This window comes from Streptomyces sp. NPDC001904 (assembly GCF_040297005.1).
GTDB lineage: Bacteria > Actinomycetota > Actinomycetes > Streptomycetales > Streptomycetaceae > Streptomyces.
On record NZ_JBEOYI010000031.1, the window covers coordinates 1 to 16,928 of the forward strand.

The following is a 16,928-nucleotide window of genomic DNA, read 5'->3' on the forward strand; positions in this document are numbered from 1 at the left end:
ATTTCGTGTTTCCAACCTTACCAGATCCTTTTTCCGTTCCGTTTCCGGTCCGAATTTTGTTTCCGGTGGCCGTTGGAGGGCCTTTGCCTTTCGGCGTGTTCACTACGTTAGCGGATTTCCTCGGTGACTCATAATCGAGATCCGCGGGCTTGAATTTCGACATGCAGGCACGCCGAAAAGACCCCGCCGAGGGAAGTCGTAGTAGTGGTTTGGCCGCTCTCGGGTGGTGGCTGAACGCCCTACCCGGGTCAAGCGGCTCGGGCCACATTACGGATCCCGCAAGGGCGCGTCAAGTTCGTCGGCGCGGGGTGTGGGGCCGATAAGGGCTCACCGTCGGGTCGTTGGGGATCCAGAAGCGCCACGGGTGGATGCCGCCGGGGCCCGAGACGCCGGTGCGCGGGCCGGTGCGTACCTGGTCCGCGGGGGTGGAGGTGCCGTACAGCACCGTCAGGGGTGAGTCGGGGTCGGCGGCGCAGGCGTCGGTGCCGTCCAAAGAGCGGTCCACACCCAGGGCCGTGGCCAGCCGCGCCGGGCCCTTGGCCAGCTCCTTGTCGTTGCGGGCCGAGAGGCGGCGCTTGCGGGCGATCTCGGCGCCCCGGGTGATCTCGCCGGCGCGGAGCAGAACGGCGCTCGCTCTGCCTTCCTCCCCGCAGACGAGGTTCATGCAGTGCCACATGCCGTAGGTGAAGTAGACGTAGACGTGTCCGGGCTGACCGAACATCACGCTGTTGCGGGCGGTGCGGCCTCGGTAGGCGTGGGAGCCCGGATCGTTCGCACCGTCGTACGCCTCGACCTCTGTGATGCGCAGTTCGATCGGACCGTCGGGTGTACGGCGCACCAGGGTGCGTCCGAGGAGGTCGGGAGCGACGTCCAGGACAGGGCGATCGAAGAAGTCACGGGGCAGGGGCGTACGGTCAGGGGCCGCGATCATGCCGCCCGAGGGTACTGGAGCGGTCGGGGGCGGGTAGTCGCGCGCGGAACCGGGCACGGTTGTACCGCGTTTGTAGTCAGCAGTAACAAGCAGTGTTGTTGTGGTCGTCTAGCGCGCTCGTTCGCGTACGGAGGGAATCGGGTCATGGGGTTCAAGCGGCTGTTGGCGAGTCTTGGTGCGGGCGGGGCGTCTGTGGAGACCGAGCTCATCGAGCCCAATGTCGTACCCGGCGGTGTCGTTCAGGGTGAGGTGCGGATCCAGGGCGGGTCCGTCGACCAGGAGATCGAGGGGCTCTCGGTCGGTCTGCAGGCGCGGGTCGAGGTCGAGGGCGCGGACCAGGAGACCAAGCAGAACATCGAGTTCACCAAGACGCGGCTCGGCGGCGCCTTCGGACTTCAGCCCAACGCGGTGCACGCGGTGCCGTTCGGACTGGAGATCCCGTGGGAGACGCCCGTCACCACCATCGACGGACAGCAGCTGCGCGGCATGAACATCGGGGTGACCACCGAGCTGGCGATCGCGCGGGCCGTCGACTCGGGTGACCTGGACCCCATCAACGTGCACCCGCTGCCGTCGCAGCAGGCCATCCTCGACGCCTTCATCAGTCTCGGGTTCCGCTTCAAGAGCGCCGACATGGAGCGCGGGCACATCCGCGGCACCCGGCAGAAGCTGCCGTTCTACCAGGAGATCGAGTTCTACCCGCCGCAGCAGTACCGGGGCCTCAACCAGGTCGAGCTGAGCTTCGTCGCCGACGACCGGGAGATGGACGTCGTCCTGGAGATGGACAAGAAGCCGGGGCTGTTCAGCGAGGGCAGCGACACCTTCCGGTCGTTCGTCGTCGGGCACCACGACTTCCAGGGCACCGACTGGTCGGCGTACCTCCACCAGTGGCTGTCCGAGGTCGGCAGCAAGCGGAACTGGTTCTAGGGTTTGTCTGTCTCTGCAGACTTGTCCAACAAGGAGGTGTCGTTGTGACCGAGCAGCCCGGGCGTGCTCCGCTGCCTCACGACTTTCATCCGCAGGTGCCGTCGTTCAGCGTGCTGAGCGAGGACTTCGAGGCGGGCGGAGTGCTCGACGACGCTCAGGTCTACGCGGCCGGGAACACCTCGCCGCACCTGCGGTGGGAGGGTTTTCCCGCCGGGACCAAGAGCTTCGCCGTGTCCTGCTTCGACCCGGACGCGCCGACCGGCAGCGGGTTCTGGCACTGGACCGTCTTCGACATCCCGGTCTCGGTGACCGAGCTGCCGACGGGTGCGGGCACCGGAAAGTTCGAGGGGCTTCCCGCGGGCGCCGTGCAGGTGCGCAACGACTACGGGAGCAAGGACTTCGGCGGTGCCGCACCGCCGGCCGGCGACCCGGCCCACCGGTACGTGTTCACGGTGTACGCCGTGGACCAGGAGAAGCTGGGGCCCGACTCCGACGGCTCTCCCGCCTTCGTAGGGTTCAACCTGCGCTTCCACACGCTCGCGCGTGCCCAGGTGATCGCCGAGTACGCGGCTCCCGCCGGGAGTTAGCAAGAGTCAGCGTTCACGGAACGTTTGCCCGCCTCTGGTCTTGGAATTGATCAGAGGCGGGCATTTTTTATTGCGTTGTCCATCTCGGCGTGCACGGCCAGAGTTGACGCACGGACGCCGAGGGGTGATCCGGTGCGCACGGGAGGTGGGCAGGATGCGGGACACACTGGTGCTGAACGCGAGCTTCGAGCCGCTCTCGACGGTGACGCTCAACCGAGCGGTGGTGCTGGTACTGACGGACAAGGCCGTCGTCGAGCAGGCCCATCCCGAGCTGCGCATGCGCGGTGCCGCGATCGAGATGCCCGTACCGCGGGTGATCAGATTGTGCAGGTACGTACGGGTGCCGTTCCGAAGACGCGCGCCGTGGTCGAGGCGGGGCGTGCTCGTGCGGGACCAGCACCGGTGCGCGTACTGCGGAAGGCGGGCGACGACCGTGGACCACGTCGTGCCGCGCTCGCGGGGTGGCGCGGACTCGTGGCTCAATACGGTCGCTTCCTGCGCCGAGGACAATCACCGCAAGGCCGACCGGACGCCGGAGCAGGCCGGAATGCCGCTGTTGCGGGAGCCCTTCGAGCCGACGCCCGCCGACGCGATGCTGCTGTCGCTCGGATCGGGCGGCGAGGTGCTGCCGGAGTGGCTGAGCCGGCCGACTGCCGCGTAGGCACTTCCGTGCGGGGCGGGTCCATCGGCCTTGGGGTCGATGGGCCCGTCTTTCGTCTTCCCGTTCGCTGTGGTTGCTCGCGCCGTTCCCCGCGCCCCTGACGGGGCGCTTCTAGTCGATCGGGGGCTGCTCGCGGCGCTCCTTGCTCGGAGCGCCCGCCATCGGGCCGAAGTTGCCGATCGCGCCCGAGAGGCCCTTGAGGGCGTCGCCGATCTCGCTGGGGACGATCCAGAGCTTGTTGGCATCGCCCTCGGCGATCTTCGGGAGCATCTGGAGGTACTGGTACGAGAGCAGCTTCTGGTCCGGGTCACCGGCGTGGATCGACTCGAAGACCGTACGGATGGCCTGCGCCTCACCCTCGGCGCGCAGGGCCGCCGCCTTCGCCTCACCTTCCGCGCGGAGGATGGCGGACTGCTTCTCACCCTCGGCCGTGAGGATCTGGGACTGGCGGATGCCTTCCGCGGTGAGGATCGCGGCGCGCTTGTCACGGTCGGCGCGCATCTGCTTCTCCATCGAGTCCTGGATGGAGGTCGGCGGCTCGATCGCCTTCAGCTCGACGCGGTTGACGCGGATGCCCCACTTGCCGGTCGCCTCGTCGAGGACGCCGCGCAGGGCCGCGTTGATCTCCTCGCGGGAGGTGAGGGTCCGCTCCAGGTCCATGCCGCCGATGATGTTGCGGAGCGTGGTGACCGTGAGCTGCTCGATGGCCTGGATGTAGCTGGCCACTTCGTAGGTCGCGGCTCGGGCGTCCGTCACCTGGTAGTAGATGACCGTGTCGATGTTGACCACCAGGTTGTCCTGGGTGATCACCGGCTGCGGCGGGAACGGCACGACCTGCTCGCGCAGGTCGATGCGGTTGCGGATGGAGTCGATGAAGGGGACGACGATGTTCAGGCCCGCGTTCAGCGTGCGGGTGTAGCGGCCGAAGCGCTCCACGATGGCCGCGCTGGCCTGCGGAATGACTTGGATGGTCTTGATCAGGGCGATGAAGACCAACACCACCAGAATGATCAGGACGATGATGATCGCTGACATCGCGTCTCCTGTGCCCTTCGTGCCGACTTCGTCCGGCGGCGTCCCGCCGGAAGATCATGGGATCTTGCTCGTCGAGTCTGTCAGAACAGCCCTGGTGTCGTGGCTGGTTCCAGCCACATCGCGGTGTGCTGAGAAGTTCACATGACGATCGCCGTGGCCCCTTCGATGTCGACGACGTCGACCTGGCGGCCGGGTTCGAACTCGGCGTCGCTGTCGAGCGCGCGGGCCGACCAGATCTCACCGCCGAGCTTGATCCTTCCGCCGCCGCCGTCGACGCGCTCGAGGACGACGGCCTGTTTGCCCTTCAAGGCGTCCACGCCGCTGGCGAGTTCGGGCTGCTGGGCGCGGTGACGTGCGGCGACGGGACGTACGACGGCGATGAGCGCGCACGAGACGACGGCGAAGACCACGACCTGGAGGACGACACCACCGCCCAGGCCCGCCGTCACGGCGCCGGCCACGGCGCCCACGGACAGCATGCCGAATTCGGGCATGGCGGTGAGAACGAGCGGGATACCCAGTGCGGCCGCTGCGATCAGCCACCACACCCATGCGTCGATGTCTGCCACATGGTCATGGTAGATCCGCTGATGGCCGTGCGGACAGGGGACGTCCGGCCCGCACGGTGGAACGGGACGGTCAGCCGAGAGGAAGGCCGGTGGCGGTCCAGCGCTCGTTCTTCTGCTCGACGACGAGCGGGAGGCCGAAGCACTTGGAGAGATTGCGGGAGGTGAGCTCGAGCTCCAGCGGGCCCGCGGCGAGGACCTTGCCCTGGCGGATCATCAGGACGTGGGTGAAACCGGGGGCGATCTCCTCGACATGGTGCGTGACCATGATCATCGAGGGGGCGATCGGGTCGCGCGCGAGACGGCCGAGGCGGCGGACCAGGTCCTCGCGGCCGCCGAGGTCGAGGCCCGCGGCGGGCTCGTCCAGGAGCAGCAGCTCGGGGTCGGTCATCAGGGCGCGGGCGATCAGGGTGCGCTTGCGCTCGCCCTCGGAGAGGGTGCCGAACTTGCGGTCCAGGTAGTCGCTCATGCCGAGGCGGTCGAGGAAGGCGCGGGCGCGCTGCTCGTCGATCTCCTCGTACTCCTCCTGCCAGCCGGCGGTCATGCCGTACGCGGCCGTCAGGACGGTCTGCAGGACCGTCTGGCGCTTGGGGAGCTTCTCCGCGAGGCCCATGCCGGCGACGCCGATGCGCGGGCGCAGCTCGAAGACGTCCGTGCCGGGCTTGCCGAGGGTCTCGCCGAGGATCGTGGCGGTGCCCTTGCTCGGGTAGAGGTAGCTCGACGCGACGTTCAGGAGCGTGGTCTTGCCCGCGCCGTTCGGCCCGAGGATGACCCAGCGCTCCCCCTCCTTCACCGACCAGGAGACCTGGTCCACCAGAGCCCGGCCCTCGCGGACCACGGATACGTCCTCCAGCTCCAGTACATCGCTCATGAGCGCGTTGTCTCCCATTGCAGTCTCGGCTGTCTCGTGCGTCCGCGGACGGTTCGGCTCATTCGCCACTGGACGCAGCCCCCAGATAAACCTACGCCACTGGTGCGCCGGTCCTTTCCCGCGGCTGCGGTTTTGGCGTCACGGAGGGCCTTCCGGGGCTTCTAAGGTGGTGCGCATGTTGTCGGAACCACGATCTGGGCGCTTGGCGTCCTGGGGAAATGCCCTGTTGGGCGGATTTGTCGCACCTGATGACGCGGCGCTCGCCATTGTGGGCGAGGACGCCGTGCACCGGGTGGAGGGGATTCCCGGGGAGGCCGGTCCCATCGGGCTGACGCTCGCCCTGGGGCGGCTGCGCGCGCTCGGGGCGACCGGGCTGCGGGTCGCGTTGCCCGCTCCGGGGCATCCGCTGGGGCTGAGCGGGCCGCCCGAGTTCAACGCGCGGGCGCTGGAGGCCGAGGAGGCCGTCGTCTGTCAGGGGGCCGGGCTGGGGCTCGTACCGGAGGTGTACGAGGCCGGGCCCGACGGTGATGTGCATGTCGAGGTGGTCTGGCACTGCCTGCCCGTGCGGGAGGCCCCGCCGGCCGATGTGCCGTCCCTGGGCGAGGCCGAGCGGGAGCTGGCGGAGGCTCTGCGGGAGGCGACCGAGGTGCTCACGCGGCTGGACGTGGCCGGGTCGGGTCCGGTGGCCGAGGCCGCGGTGGACGCGTACCGGGCGCGGGCCGAGCGGGGAAGGGAGGTGCTCGCTCCCGGATATCCGCCGCGGGCCGTGCGCGTGCTGGAGCTGGCGCAGCGGGTCGGGCTGCTGATCTCCGTGGCGCACGGGAGTGGGCACGGCGGGGCCGTGAGCGCCTCCGAGATGGGGGCGCGGGCGGTGGCGCTGCAACCGGTCGAGCGGACGGCCCGGCGGGCTCAGGTGGCCGCGTACAACGCGTTCGTGGAGGAGCGGGAGCGAGGGCGGGGCTGAGCCTCTTCGTTTCGGCTCCCGCACGCGGGCGAGGCCCCCGCGGACCGGGTCCGCGGGGGCCTCGCCGTGCCTGCTCTGCGCGAGCGTCAGACGTTCGACGCGACGTTGCCGAAGGCGGGGTTCAGGACGCCGATGACGTTGGCCGAGAGGCCGGAGACGTTCACCGGGACGTGGACCGGGACCTCGGCGTGGTTGCCGGAGGCGACGCCCGGGGACATGGTGGCCGCGCCTTCGGCGTTCGCGTCGGCGAAAGCAGCTCCGGCGGACGCGCCCGAAGCGATACCGGCGACGGCGACGGCCAGGGCGGCCTTCTTGGCGATGCTCATGAGAAAAGTTCCTCCAGATGTACGGTTCGCCCCCGAACCGCGGAGGCGCACGCTGCGAAACGCGTGGGCCGCGCGGATGACACGGGACGGGACCGTGATGCGCCCGATCTGGTCAAAGCGCCGTATCAGTGGTTGACGCCGTGGTTGCCGAAGGCCGGGTTCAGGACGCCGATGACGTTCACGGTGTTGCCCACGACGTTGACCGGGATGTCGATCGGGGCCTGGATCACGTTGCCCGAGACGACGCCCGGGGACTTCTCGGCCTTGCCCCAGGCGTGCGCACCGTCCGTGGCGGAGGCGAGGCCGGAACCGGCGGCGACGAGCCCGCCGGCGACGAGGGTGACAGCCGCGGCCTTCTTCAGGTTCTTCACTTCTAGCTCCTCATTGCGATCACCGCGGCCAGCCGCCGCAGCACGCTCAGAGAACGCGCCGGGGGCGCACGAGGATGCGCCATTCGAATGACATCCACACGACGGTATGAATCTCATACCGGAAGGGAACCATTCGCCGGGCCGCCGGTCCCGGGGGGCCGCTCATACGCCGGAGCGCGCGCCGTCAGCCCGCCGCTCCGTGCCGGACGGCCCAGAGCGCGGCCTGGGTGCGGTCCGCGAGGTCGAGTTTCATCAGGATGTTCGACACGTGGGTCTTGACGGTCTTCTCGGAGAGGACCAGGGCGCGGGCGATCTCCCGGTTGGAGCGGCCGTCGGCGATCAGGCCGAGCACCTCGCGCTCCCGCTCGGTGAGGGAATTGCCTCTGCCCTGCCCGGTGCCGGTCTCCTCCTGGGAGAGCAGGGCGCCCGCCACCTCCGGCTGGAGCAGGATGTGGCCCGCGTGGACGGAGCGGATGGCGCCGGCCAGGGCGTCGGGATCGACGTCCTTGTAGACGTAGCCGGCGGCTCCGGCGCGCAGCGCGGGGACGACCGTGCGCTGCTCGGTGAAGCTGGTGACGATCAGGACCTTGGCAGGGTTGGCCAGTTCGCGCAGCTTGCGGAGGGCCTCGACGCCGTCCATGCCCGGCATCTTGACGTCCATGAGCACGACGTCGGGCCGCAGCTCCTCGGCGCGGGCGACTCCCTCCGCGCCGTCGGCCGCCTCGCCGACGACCTCGATGTCGTCCTGGATCTCCAGGAACGTGCGCAGGCCGCGCCGGACGACCTGGTGGTCGTCGACCAGCAGGACCTTGATCGCGTCAGCCACCGGGGACCTCCATCTCGACCGTGGTGCCCTTGCCGGGCTCCGATTCCACTGTGAGCCTGCCGCCGGCTCCGCTCGCCCTGTCCCGCATGGAGACGAGGCCGAGATGGCGTCCCGCGCTGCGGACGGTCCGCGGGTCGAAGCCCGAGCCGTCGTCGGTGACGCGGAGCACCGCGCCCGCGCCGTGCTTGTGGAGCGTGACCTCGACCCGCTCCGCTCCCGAGTGGCGCAGGGCGTTGTGCAGCGCTTCCTGGGCGACGCGCAGCATCGCCTCCTCCTGGGCGGCGGGCAGGGCGCGGATCCCGCCGGTCGCGAAGGTGACATGGGCGCCGTGGGCCCGGTCGAGGACCTGGACCTGGGTGCGGAGCGTGGCCACCAGGCCGTCCTCGTCGAGGGCGGCGGGGCGCAGCTCCACGACGGCCGCGCGCAGCTCGTCGGTCGCCTCCGCCGCCAGCTCCACGACGTGCCGCAGCTCTTCCTTGGCGCGGTCCGGGTCGCGGTCCACGAGCTTGGCCGCGGCCTGTGCCGTCAGGCGGAGCGAGAAGAGCTTCTGGCTGACCGCGTCGTGCAGTTCGTGGGCGAGGCGGGAGCGCTCCTCGACGATGGTGAGCTCGCGGCTGCGCTCGTACAGGCGGGCGTTGGTGAGGGCGATCGCGGCGTGCTGGGCGAGGATGCCGAGCAGCTCCTCGTCCTCCTGGGTGAAGCCGCAGCCGCCTTGGGGCTTCGGGCACCTCTTGTTCGCGAGGAACAGGGCGCCGATCGTCTCGTCGCCGTCCTTGACGGGCAGGCCGAGGAAGTCGGACATGTCGGGGTGGGCGGCCGGCCAGCCCTCGAAGCGGGGGTCTTCGCGGACGTCGGCGAGGCGCTCGGTGCGGGCCTCGCGCAGCATCGCGGCGAGGATGCCGTGCTGGCGCGGCAGGGGGCCGATGGCCTTCCACTGCGCGTCGCTGACGCCGTCGACGACGAACTGGGCGAAGCCGCCGTGGTCGTCGGGCACGCCGAGCGCCGCGTACTCGGCGTCGAGCAGTTCGCGCGCCGAGGCGACGATCGTCTTGAGGACGTCGCGCACCTCGAGGTGCCTGCTCATGGCCAGCAGCGCGGCGCTGACCGCCGCGAGGCCGGTCCGTGGACCGTGACTCATGGGATCACCGTACCGGTGAGGTGTGACAGTCCGTATCGGACCGGTGGCGGCTTCCGCCTACGGCCCTGGGCCTAGGACTTCCGCGGTCCTAGGGCGAAGGGCCCTGCGGCGTCGCGACCCGCGCCGGAGGTGCCTGGTCCCCGGGCGTTCCTACGTTGAAGGCGTCGAAGGCAGGACGCAGGAACGCCGGAGCAAGGGGACGGTTGTCATGGCAGTAGCGATCATCACGGGGGCGTCGCGGGGGTTCGGCCGGGCGCTGGCGGCCGTGCTGGCCGAGCGGGGCTGGGATCTCGTCCTGGACGCGCGGAACGCGGCCCCGCTGGAGGAGACCACGGCGCGGCTCGCCGGGCTCGGCGGAAAGGTGCGGGCCGTGCCGGGCGATGTGACGGACGAAGGGCACCGGGCGGCGCTGGTCGCCGCCGCGCGGGAGCTGGGCGGGCTCGACCTGCTGGTGAACAACGCGGGCGTACTGGGGGTGGAGCCGCTGGTGACGCTGGAGGAGCTGCCCGCCGACGCGTTCCGGCGGGCGCTCGATGTCAATGTGGTGGCGCCGCTGGCGCTGGTCCAGGAGGCGCTGCCGCTGCTGCGGCGCGCGCCGGCCGGTGCCGTCGTGAACCTGACGTCGGACGCGGCCACGGAGGCGTACCGCACCTGGGGCGGTTACGGAGCGACGAAGGCGGCGCTCGACCAGGTGTCGGCGGTCCTCGCCGTGGAGGAGCCGGAGCTGCGGGTCTGGGCGGTCGATCCGGGCGGGATGCGTACGGACATGCTGGCGGCGGCCGAGCCGGACGAGGATCTCAGCGGGGTGCCGCGGCCCGAGGACGTGGTGCCCGGCTTCGTGCGGCTGCTCGACGAGCGGCCCGCCAGCGGCCGGTACGCGGCGCCCGCTCTGCTGGAGGTGCGATGACACTCGCGCTGCGGGTCCCGGACGAGCTGCTGGCGCGGGTCCCGGCCGAGCAGCGGGGGCCGGGCCGGGACAGATCGTCGGTGCGGATGCTGGTCTCGCGCGGGACGGCGGTGGCCCATCACCGCTTCACGGAGCTGCCGGACGTGCTGCGGGCCGGGGATCTGCTCGTCGTCAACACCTCCCCCACGCTGGCGGCCGCCGTGGACGGAGCGCTCGGGCACGCGCGCGTGGTCGTCCACTTCTCGACGCGGGGCGACGGCGGACGCTGGGCGGTCGAGCTGCGGGAGCCGGACGGGCGGGGCACCACGCGCCCGCGCGCGGGTGGGCCGCGGGGTGCGGTCGCGGCGCTCCCCGGCGGCGTGCGTTTGGTGTACGAGGAGCCGGTCTCCGCGGACGGCGAGCGGCTGTGGTGGGTCTGGGCGCGCGGGGACGTGCCGGCTCTGCTGCGGGAGCACGGGCGGCCGATCCGGTACTCCTACACGGAGCGGGACCAGCCGCTGTCGGCGTACCAGACGGTGTTCGCGCTGCACGGCCGTGGAACGGATGACGGGGCGGGCAGCGCCGAGATGCCGAGTGCGGCGCGGCCGTTCACGGACCGGGTCGTGGCGCGGCTGGTGAGCCGGGGCGTGCAGTTCGCGCCGATCACGCTGCACACGGGGGTCGCGTCGGCGGAGTCGCACGAGCCGCCCTATGGCGAGCGGTTCGAGGTGCCCGAGGCGTCGGCCCGGCTCGTCAACGCCGCGCGGGCCGGGGGCGGCCGGGTCGTCGCGGTGGGGACCACCGCGGTGCGCGCCGTCGAGTCGGCCGTCGGCGACGACGGGGTGGTGCGGGCGGCGCGCGGCTGGACGGAGCTGGTGGTGACGCCGGAGCGCGGGGTGCGGGTGGTGGACGGGCTGCTCACCGGGCTGCACGAGCCGGAGGCGTCCCATCTGCTGATGCTGGAGGCGATCGCGGGGCGGGAAGCGGTGAGCCGTACGTACGAGGAGGCGCTGGCGGGGCTCTACCTGTGGCACGAGTTCGGGGACGTGCACCTCATCCTTCCGGAGGACAAGCCTCACCGTGCGCGTTGCAGCAGCAACTTTCCGTGAGACGGCAACGCTCCGGATGTGACCCCGCACATAGGGCACAGGTCACGTACGAAGGTCTTTAGTGGAAGGGCAGAGGACTTAAGTCCCGTGGCCGTACGGGGGCTGGGGGTCGGGAGCGGCCTCCCGGCCCCCGTTTTCCGCGCCCCGGTCCACTACCCGGCTTCGTACGTCACACCTTTGCCACGGTTTTTTGCGGCCGCTAAGAATGGCCACCGTCGCTCAGCGCCGCGGGGTTGTACCCGCGGCGTTCGTGTCCCAAACACGGCATCCGCATCCCGGACCGGTGGGCGACGTCCGTTCTTCGAGAGGTCCCCGTCTCCATGTCCAGGCACCGCACCTTCGGCCATAGTCCGCTGACCCGCACCCACAAGCTCTCGGCGGCGGGTGTCGCCGCCCTCGGCGCCGCCGCTCTCGCGGCCACGCTGGTTCCGGGTCACGACACGCAGGCCTCGGCCCGGAACGAGACCGTCGCCGCCGCCCCGGTCGCCTTCTCCTCGAACGCCGGTGCCCAGCAGATCAAGGCCGTGCAGGCCGGTGTCGCCCACCAGCAGGCCAGCGCCGACGCGCAGGCCAAGGCCGCCGCGAAGAAGGCCGCCGAGGACAGGGCGAAGGCCGACGCCGCCGCGAAGGCCAAGGCGGACGCCGAGGCGAAGGCGAAGAAGGAGCGCGAGGCGAAGGCGGCCGCGAGCCGGTCCACGCAGCGCACCGCCACGGTGGCGCAGGCGTCCGCTCCGACGTACGCCAACAACCTCGACGGCTGGATCCGGCAGTCGCTGGACATCATGAAGTCCAAGGGCATTCCGGGCAGCTACGACGGCCTGTACCGCAACATCATGCGCGAGTCGACGGGTAACCCGAACGCCGTCAACGGCTACGACGTCAACGCGCAGAACGGCACGCCGTCGATCGGCCTGCTCCAGGTCATCCAGCCGACGTTCTCCGCGTACCACGTGACCGGTACGTCGTCGAACATCTACGACCCGGTCGCCAACATCACGGCCGCCGCGAACTACGCGGCCGACCGGTACGGCTCGATCGACAACGTGAACAGCGCGTACTGAGACCCGTTGCCGGGACCTCCGGGTCCGGAACACGCTGACCCCCACGGCAGAGAAGGGCGGCACCCCCACGAGGGTGCCGCCCTTCTCTGTCGTTCACGCCGGGGTCACTTGCGCATGACCTCGGGCTCGTGGCGGCGCAGCAGGCGTGCCACCGCGAAGCCGCAGATGACGCCGAGGACGATCAGGACGGTGAGGTCGATGCCCCACTGGGCGACCGAGTGCTCCCACAGCGGGTCGAGGTTGTTCGGGTTCTTCTCGTCCCAGGGCGGCATGACGTGCGACAGGTCGAGCGTGGCACCGGCGGCACCGACCGCCCAGCGCGACGGCATCAGCCAGGCGAACTGCTCCAGGCCGATGGAGTCGTAGATCTGGAACAGCACACCGGTGAAGACGACCTGCACGATGGCGAACATGACGAGCAGCGGCATCGTCTTCTCGGAGGTCTTCACCAGCGAGGAGATGACCAGGCCGAACATCATCGAGGTGAAGCCGAGGGCGATGATCGAGACGGTCAGCTCGATCGCGGGCGGCATCAGCAGCCCTTCCTTCGGCAGCTCGCGCGGTGTGAAGGCGATGGCGCAGATGATGACGCCCTGGATGGCCGTGATGACGCCGAGGACGATGACCTTGGACATCAGGTACGCGGAGCGGGACAGGCCGGTCGCCCGTTCCCGTTCGTAGATGACGCGTTCCTTGATCAGTTCACGGACCGAGTTGGCCGCGGCCGAGAAGCACATGCCGACCGCGACGATGAGCATGATGGTGCCCGCGTCGCTGTTGAACTTCTTCGGCGGCTTGGGCGGGCCGAGCCCGAAGTCGGCCGGGATGACCACGGAGACGATGCCGAGGACCGCGGGCAGGATCACCATGAGACCCATGAAGCCCTTGTCGGACGCGATGACCGACACATAGCGGCGGATCAGCGTGATCAGCTGGGCGCCCCAGGGCTGCGGCTTGGGCGGCCGGACGGCCGCGGGCGGCGGCATCTGCACGGACTGCGGGGCGACGGCGTCGATGTCGGCGGCGTACATCTGGTAGTGCTGCGAGCCCTTCCAGCGGCCCGCCCAGTCGTAGTCGCGGTAGTTCTCGAAGGCGGAGAAGACATCGGCCCATGTGTCGTAGCCGAAGAAGTTGAGGGCTTCCTCCGGCGGGCCGAAGTACGCGACCGCGCCGCCCGGCGCCATCACGAGGAGCTTGTCGCACAGCGCCAGTTCGGCCACCGAGTGGGTGACGACCAGGACCGTACGGCCGTCGTCGGACAGCCCGCGCAGCAGCTGCATGACGTCGCGGTCCATGCCTGGGTCGAGGCCCGACGTGGGCTCGTCCAGGAAGATCAGCGACGGCTTGGTGAGCAGCTCCAGGGCGACCGAGACGCGCTTGCGCTGGCCACCGGAGAGGGAGGTGACCTTCTTCTCCTTGTGGATGTCCAGCTTCAGCTCGCGCAGCACCTCGTCGATGCGCTGCTGGCGCTCCTGCTCACTGGTGTCCGCGGGGAAGCGCAGCTTGGCGGCGTACTTGAGCGCCTTCTTGACGGTCAGCTCCTTGTGCAGGATGTCGTCCTGCGGGACCAGACCGATGCGCTGACGCAGCTCGGCGAACTGCTTGTAGAGGTTGCGGTTGTCGTAGAGGACGTCGCCCCGGTCGGCGGGGCGGTAGCCGGTGAGCGCCTTCAGGAGCGTCGACTTGCCGGAGCCCGACGGACCGATGACGGCTATCAGGGACTTCTCGGGCACGCCGAAGGAGACGTCCTTGAGGATCTGCTTGCCGCCGTCGACGGTGACGGTCAGGTGGCGCGCCGAGAAGGAGACGTCACCGGTGTCGACGAACTCCTCGAGGCGGTCGCCGACCAGGCGGAACGTGGAGTGGCCGACGCCGACGATGTCGTTCGGCCCCAGCAGGGCGGTGCCGCTCTTGGGGATCGGCTGGCCGTTGACGTACGTGCCGTTGTGCGAGCCGAGGTCGTGGATCTCGAAGCGGCCGTCGGGCATCGCGTGGAACTCGGCGTGGTGGCGCGAGACCTGGAGGTCGGAGACGACCAGCTCGTTCTCCAGCGCGCGCCCGATGCGCATGACGCGGCCGAGGGACAGCTGGTGGAAGGTGGTGGGGCTGCGGTCGCCGTAGACCGGCGGGGCCCCCGCGACTCCGCCGGGTCCCTGCTGCTGCGGCACCCGCTGCGCCGGCGGCTGCGGCCACTGCTGTTGCTGAGGCTGCTGATGCGGCTGTTGCTGAGGAGCTGCCTGCTGCGGTGTCTGCTGTTGCCAGCCGGGCTGCTGGTACTGCTGGGGCGACGGCTGCTGGGCGAGGCCCGCGGCCTGCTGCTGCGCCTCGTGCGGTGCGGCCTGCGCCCCCTGACCCGCCTGTCCGGCCTGCGCCGACACGGCGGCGGCCCGGGCGCTGCCCTGCACGTCGAGCCGCGGCCCGTCCGTGGAGTTGCCCAGGTGCACCGACGAGCCGGGCCCGATCTCCATCTGATGGATCCGCTGCCCCTGCACGAAGGTGCCGTTGGTCGAGCCGTGGTCTTCGATGACCCAACTGCGGCCGCCCCAGCTGATCGTGGCATGCCGCCAGGACACCCGTGCGTCGTCCAGCACGATGTCACCCCCCGGATCGCGCCCGAGGGTGTACGACCGGGACGGATCGAGCGTCCAGGTCCTGCCATTCAGTTCCAGTACGAGTTCAGGCACTCCACGCCCCACTGAGTTGTCCCCCGAGTTTTCCCCCGACATGGGAAGTCTAGGGATGTCGAACATCGTGAGGAACTATTTCAGGAACGCCCACGCGGCCGAAAGTTGGGCCTCCCGCGTGGGGTGGTGAACGCCCCGCCGCGCCTCCCGCGGAGCGCCGGTGACCGCCCCGTTGACGGGGTGCGGCCGACACCCGGAGAGTGGTGGATGCCCACAGGGCGATGCCGTAAGGATCGGGGGGTCCTGATGGAGAGCGGCCGGCAGGGGACACGGAACGGCGCTGCGCCCGCCGTGCGGTGGGGCGATGTGCTGCTGTCCGCCGTCGCCGCGGTGAGCTGGGCGTTCATCGGGATGGCGGGGGTGGCGGCGCTCGGGCTGCACCTGCTGGACGCGGACACGGCGGGCTCGCTGGGGCCCATGACGGCCGCGGTCGTGGCGCTCGGGGTCGGCGGGCGGGTGACGCCGTCCGGGGACGTCTCGGCGTTCGGGCTGGACAGCGCGCAGGCCCACACCTCGATCGACATCGCACCGCTGGGTGTGGGTCTGGTGGGGGCGCTGTTGCTGAGTTGGTTCTTCCTGCGGTCCCTGCGGACAGCGGGAGTCGGGATCTCGGCGGGCGAACTGCTCGCGCGCGTGGGTGTGGTGGTGCTGCTGTTCGTGGCGATGCTGGGCGGGCTCGCCTGGGCGGGTCACGACATCATCACGATTGACGGTTCGAAGCTGGGGCTGAACGACATTCCGGGCGCGGGCGGTCTGCCGGGCGGTATCGCGGACAAGCTCCCCGGGGGCCTCGGGGACGCGCTGCCGGACCGGCTCGGCGATCTGGTGAAGGCCGAGGCGAAGGTCGGCTTCACGGTGCAGACCGGGGCGACGCTGCTCGGCGGTGCCGTCTTCGTGACCGGGGTGCTCCTGATCGCGCTGCTCGCGTCCCGCCGCACCCCGTTGCCGCCCGCGCTGGGCGCGGTCCACCGGGTGGTGCGGCCCGCCGCGTCGGCGCTGGTGACCGTGGTCCTCGTGGCGGTTCTCGCGGGGCTGGCCGCGGCGGTGTACGCGATGGTCGGCGACCACCATCCCCGGCGGATCGCGGGCGCCGCCCTGCTGGGGGCGCCGAACGGGGTGTGGATCGCCGTCCCCCTCGGCCTGTTCGTGCCGTGGGACGGCCATGCGACCGGCGTCCTCACCAAAGTGCTGCCGCACCCGCTGGACGATCTGCTGTCGAGTTCGTCGGACCGGCCCGTGACGCCGGGCCGGCTCGCCGAACTCGACAGCAGGGTCTGGCTGCTGGTCGTCGCCATGGCGCTGATGATGCTGTTCGCCGGGGTGCTGACGGCGGTGCGGTCGCCGGCGGTCCGGGCGCCCTGGGGCTTCGCCGGGCGCTGCGCGCTGCGGCTCGGAGTCGTCACGGCGCTCACGCTGCCGCTCCTGGTGTGGCTGACGGGCGTCTCGGCGAACGCATCCCTGTCCGTCCTGGGCTTCGACGCGTTCGGCGCGGGTCTCGAACTGCACGGCCGGCTCGGCATGGCGCTGGTGCTCGGGGCGGCGTGGGGCGCGGGGGCGGGGGCGCTCGGGGCGCTGCTCGCGTGCGCGGCCGGGGCCGCGGGCAGCCGGGTGGCGCCGCTCGCCCGGCCGATGGCGGCGCCGGAGCGACCGGGTGAGCCGGCGGGCCCGTACCGGCCGAGCGCGCCGTACCGCCCCTCCAACCCGGACACGAACCCGTACCTGAAGAACCCCTACGACCGGCGCGGCGGGAACGGCGTGGACGCCGCCCCGACGGTGGCGAGCCCGGTCACGCCCGAGCCACGGCCGCGCGGCCAGGGGTCCGACTGGCCGTCCCCTCCCCCACCGCCGCCCCCTCCGGGCCCGACCGGGGACCGACGTCGACCGCCCCAGGATCCGTACGGCGGCTGAGCGGCGGGGCGCGGGGTGTGTCCGGCACTCGGACCACCCCCGCGTCTCCGTACAGAGGCCCGATACCGTAAGGGCAT

16 protein-coding genes and 1 pseudogene are annotated in these 16,928 nt (G+C 70.8%); 8 read left to right on the plus strand and 9 right to left on the minus strand.

Annotation, left to right across the window (positions count from 1 at the left end):
• Positions 1-289 precede the first annotated feature (289 nt).
• Positions 290-931 carry a DNA-3-methyladenine glycosylase gene (locus ABT127_RS33855; RefSeq protein ID WP_351458605.1) on the minus strand — a complete coding sequence of 214 codons (642 nt, stop codon included), beginning with the start codon at positions 929-931 and terminating at the stop codon, positions 290-292.
• A 144-nt stretch (positions 932-1,075) separates the two neighbouring features.
• Here ABT127_RS33855 and ABT127_RS33860 point away from each other — a divergent pair, with 144 nt between their 5' ends.
• From ABT127_RS33860 to ABT127_RS33870, 3 genes are all read left to right on the plus strand, one after another.
• Positions 1,076-1,858 (plus strand): sporulation protein, encoded by a 783-nt coding sequence (locus tag ABT127_RS33860; protein WP_351458608.1) that lies wholly within the window; start codon positions 1,076-1,078, stop codon positions 1,856-1,858.
• 44 nt (positions 1,859-1,902) lie between these two features.
• Positions 1,903-2,445 (plus strand): YbhB/YbcL family Raf kinase inhibitor-like protein, encoded by a 543-nt coding sequence (locus ABT127_RS33865; protein WP_351458611.1) that lies wholly within the window; start codon positions 1,903-1,905, stop codon positions 2,443-2,445.
• Between the two features lie 154 nt (positions 2,446-2,599).
• Entirely contained in the window at positions 2,600-3,106 is a 507-nt protein-coding gene (locus tag ABT127_RS33870; protein WP_351458614.1) for an HNH endonuclease, read from the plus strand.
• A 111-nt stretch (positions 3,107-3,217) separates the two neighbouring features.
• On the opposite strand, the gene ABT127_RS33875 is transcribed toward ABT127_RS33870, so the two are convergent.
• The 3 genes and pseudogenes from ABT127_RS33875 to ABT127_RS33885 all read right to left on the minus strand — a co-directional run.
• Entirely contained in the window at positions 3,218-4,141 is a 924-nt protein-coding gene (locus ABT127_RS33875) for an SPFH domain-containing protein (protein WP_351458617.1), read from the minus strand.
• A 137-nt stretch (positions 4,142-4,278) separates the two neighbouring features.
• The gene (locus ABT127_RS33880; RefSeq protein ID WP_111667065.1) at positions 4,279-4,710 is read right to left on the minus strand and encodes an NfeD family protein; all 432 of its coding nucleotides are present in this window, start codon (positions 4,708-4,710) and stop codon (positions 4,279-4,281) included.
• 337 nt (positions 4,711-5,047) lie between these two features.
• Positions 5,048-5,596: pseudogene (locus ABT127_RS33885) on the minus strand (ABC transporter ATP-binding protein); the annotation flags it as partial.
• Positions 5,597-5,753: 157 nt separating this feature from the next.
• Here ABT127_RS33885 and ABT127_RS33890 point away from each other — a divergent pair.
• Positions 5,754-6,542, plus strand: coding sequence for an Rv1486c family protein (locus ABT127_RS33890; RefSeq protein ID WP_351458623.1), 789 nt, complete (start codon positions 5,754-5,756; stop codon positions 6,540-6,542).
• Positions 6,543-6,628: 86 nt separating this feature from the next.
• Here ABT127_RS33890 and ABT127_RS33895 read toward each other — a convergent pair whose 3' ends face one another.
• From ABT127_RS33895 to ABT127_RS33910, 4 genes are all read right to left on the minus strand, one after another.
• Positions 6,629-6,868 carry a chaplin gene (locus ABT127_RS33895; protein WP_351458625.1) on the minus strand — a complete coding sequence of 80 codons (240 nt, stop codon included), beginning with the start codon at positions 6,866-6,868 and terminating at the stop codon, positions 6,629-6,631.
• 125 nt (positions 6,869-6,993) lie between these two features.
• Positions 6,994-7,239, minus strand: coding sequence for a chaplin (locus ABT127_RS33900; RefSeq protein WP_351458628.1), 246 nt, complete (start codon positions 7,237-7,239; stop codon positions 6,994-6,996).
• A 184-nt stretch (positions 7,240-7,423) separates the two neighbouring features.
• Positions 7,424-8,065, minus strand: a complete 642-nt coding sequence (locus ABT127_RS33905; RefSeq protein ID WP_351458631.1) for a response regulator — start codon at positions 8,063-8,065, stop codon at positions 7,424-7,426.
• Complete coding sequence (locus tag ABT127_RS33910; protein WP_351458634.1) at positions 8,058-9,203, minus strand: GAF domain-containing sensor histidine kinase; 1,146 nt, start codon at positions 9,201-9,203, stop codon at positions 8,058-8,060. The genes ABT127_RS33905 and ABT127_RS33910 overlap by 8 nt, the downstream gene beginning before the upstream one ends.
• A 208-nt stretch (positions 9,204-9,411) precedes the next feature.
• On the opposite strand from ABT127_RS33910, the gene ABT127_RS33915 reads away from it, so the two are divergent.
• The 3 genes from ABT127_RS33915 (at position 9,412) to ABT127_RS33925 (ending at position 12,259) form a co-directional block, all read left to right on the plus strand.
• A complete protein-coding gene (locus ABT127_RS33915) occupies positions 9,412-10,110 on the plus strand; it encodes an SDR family NAD(P)-dependent oxidoreductase (RefSeq protein WP_351458637.1) in 699 nt (232 codons plus the stop codon).
• A complete protein-coding gene (locus ABT127_RS33920; protein ID WP_351458639.1) occupies positions 10,107-11,198 on the plus strand; it encodes an S-adenosylmethionine:tRNA ribosyltransferase-isomerase in 1,092 nt (363 codons plus the stop codon). The genes ABT127_RS33915 and ABT127_RS33920 overlap by 4 nt, the downstream gene beginning before the upstream one ends.
• 320 nt (positions 11,199-11,518) lie before the next feature.
• Positions 11,519-12,259, plus strand: coding sequence for a transglycosylase SLT domain-containing protein (locus ABT127_RS33925; RefSeq protein ID WP_351458642.1), 741 nt, complete (start codon positions 11,519-11,521; stop codon positions 12,257-12,259).
• A gap of 104 nt (positions 12,260-12,363) precedes the next feature.
• On the opposite strand, the gene ABT127_RS33930 is transcribed toward ABT127_RS33925, so the two are convergent.
• On the minus strand, positions 12,364-14,943 hold the full coding sequence (locus tag ABT127_RS33930; protein WP_502971827.1) for an ABC transporter ATP-binding protein/permease: 2,580 nt from the start codon (positions 14,941-14,943) through the stop codon (positions 12,364-12,366).
• 246 nt (positions 14,944-15,189) lie between these two features.
• Here ABT127_RS33930 and ABT127_RS33935 point away from each other — a divergent pair, with 246 nt between their 5' ends.
• Complete coding sequence (locus ABT127_RS33935) at positions 15,190-16,851, plus strand: streptophobe family protein (protein WP_351458647.1); 1,662 nt, start codon at positions 15,190-15,192, stop codon at positions 16,849-16,851.
• The last annotated feature ends 77 nt before the right edge of the window (positions 16,852-16,928 follow it).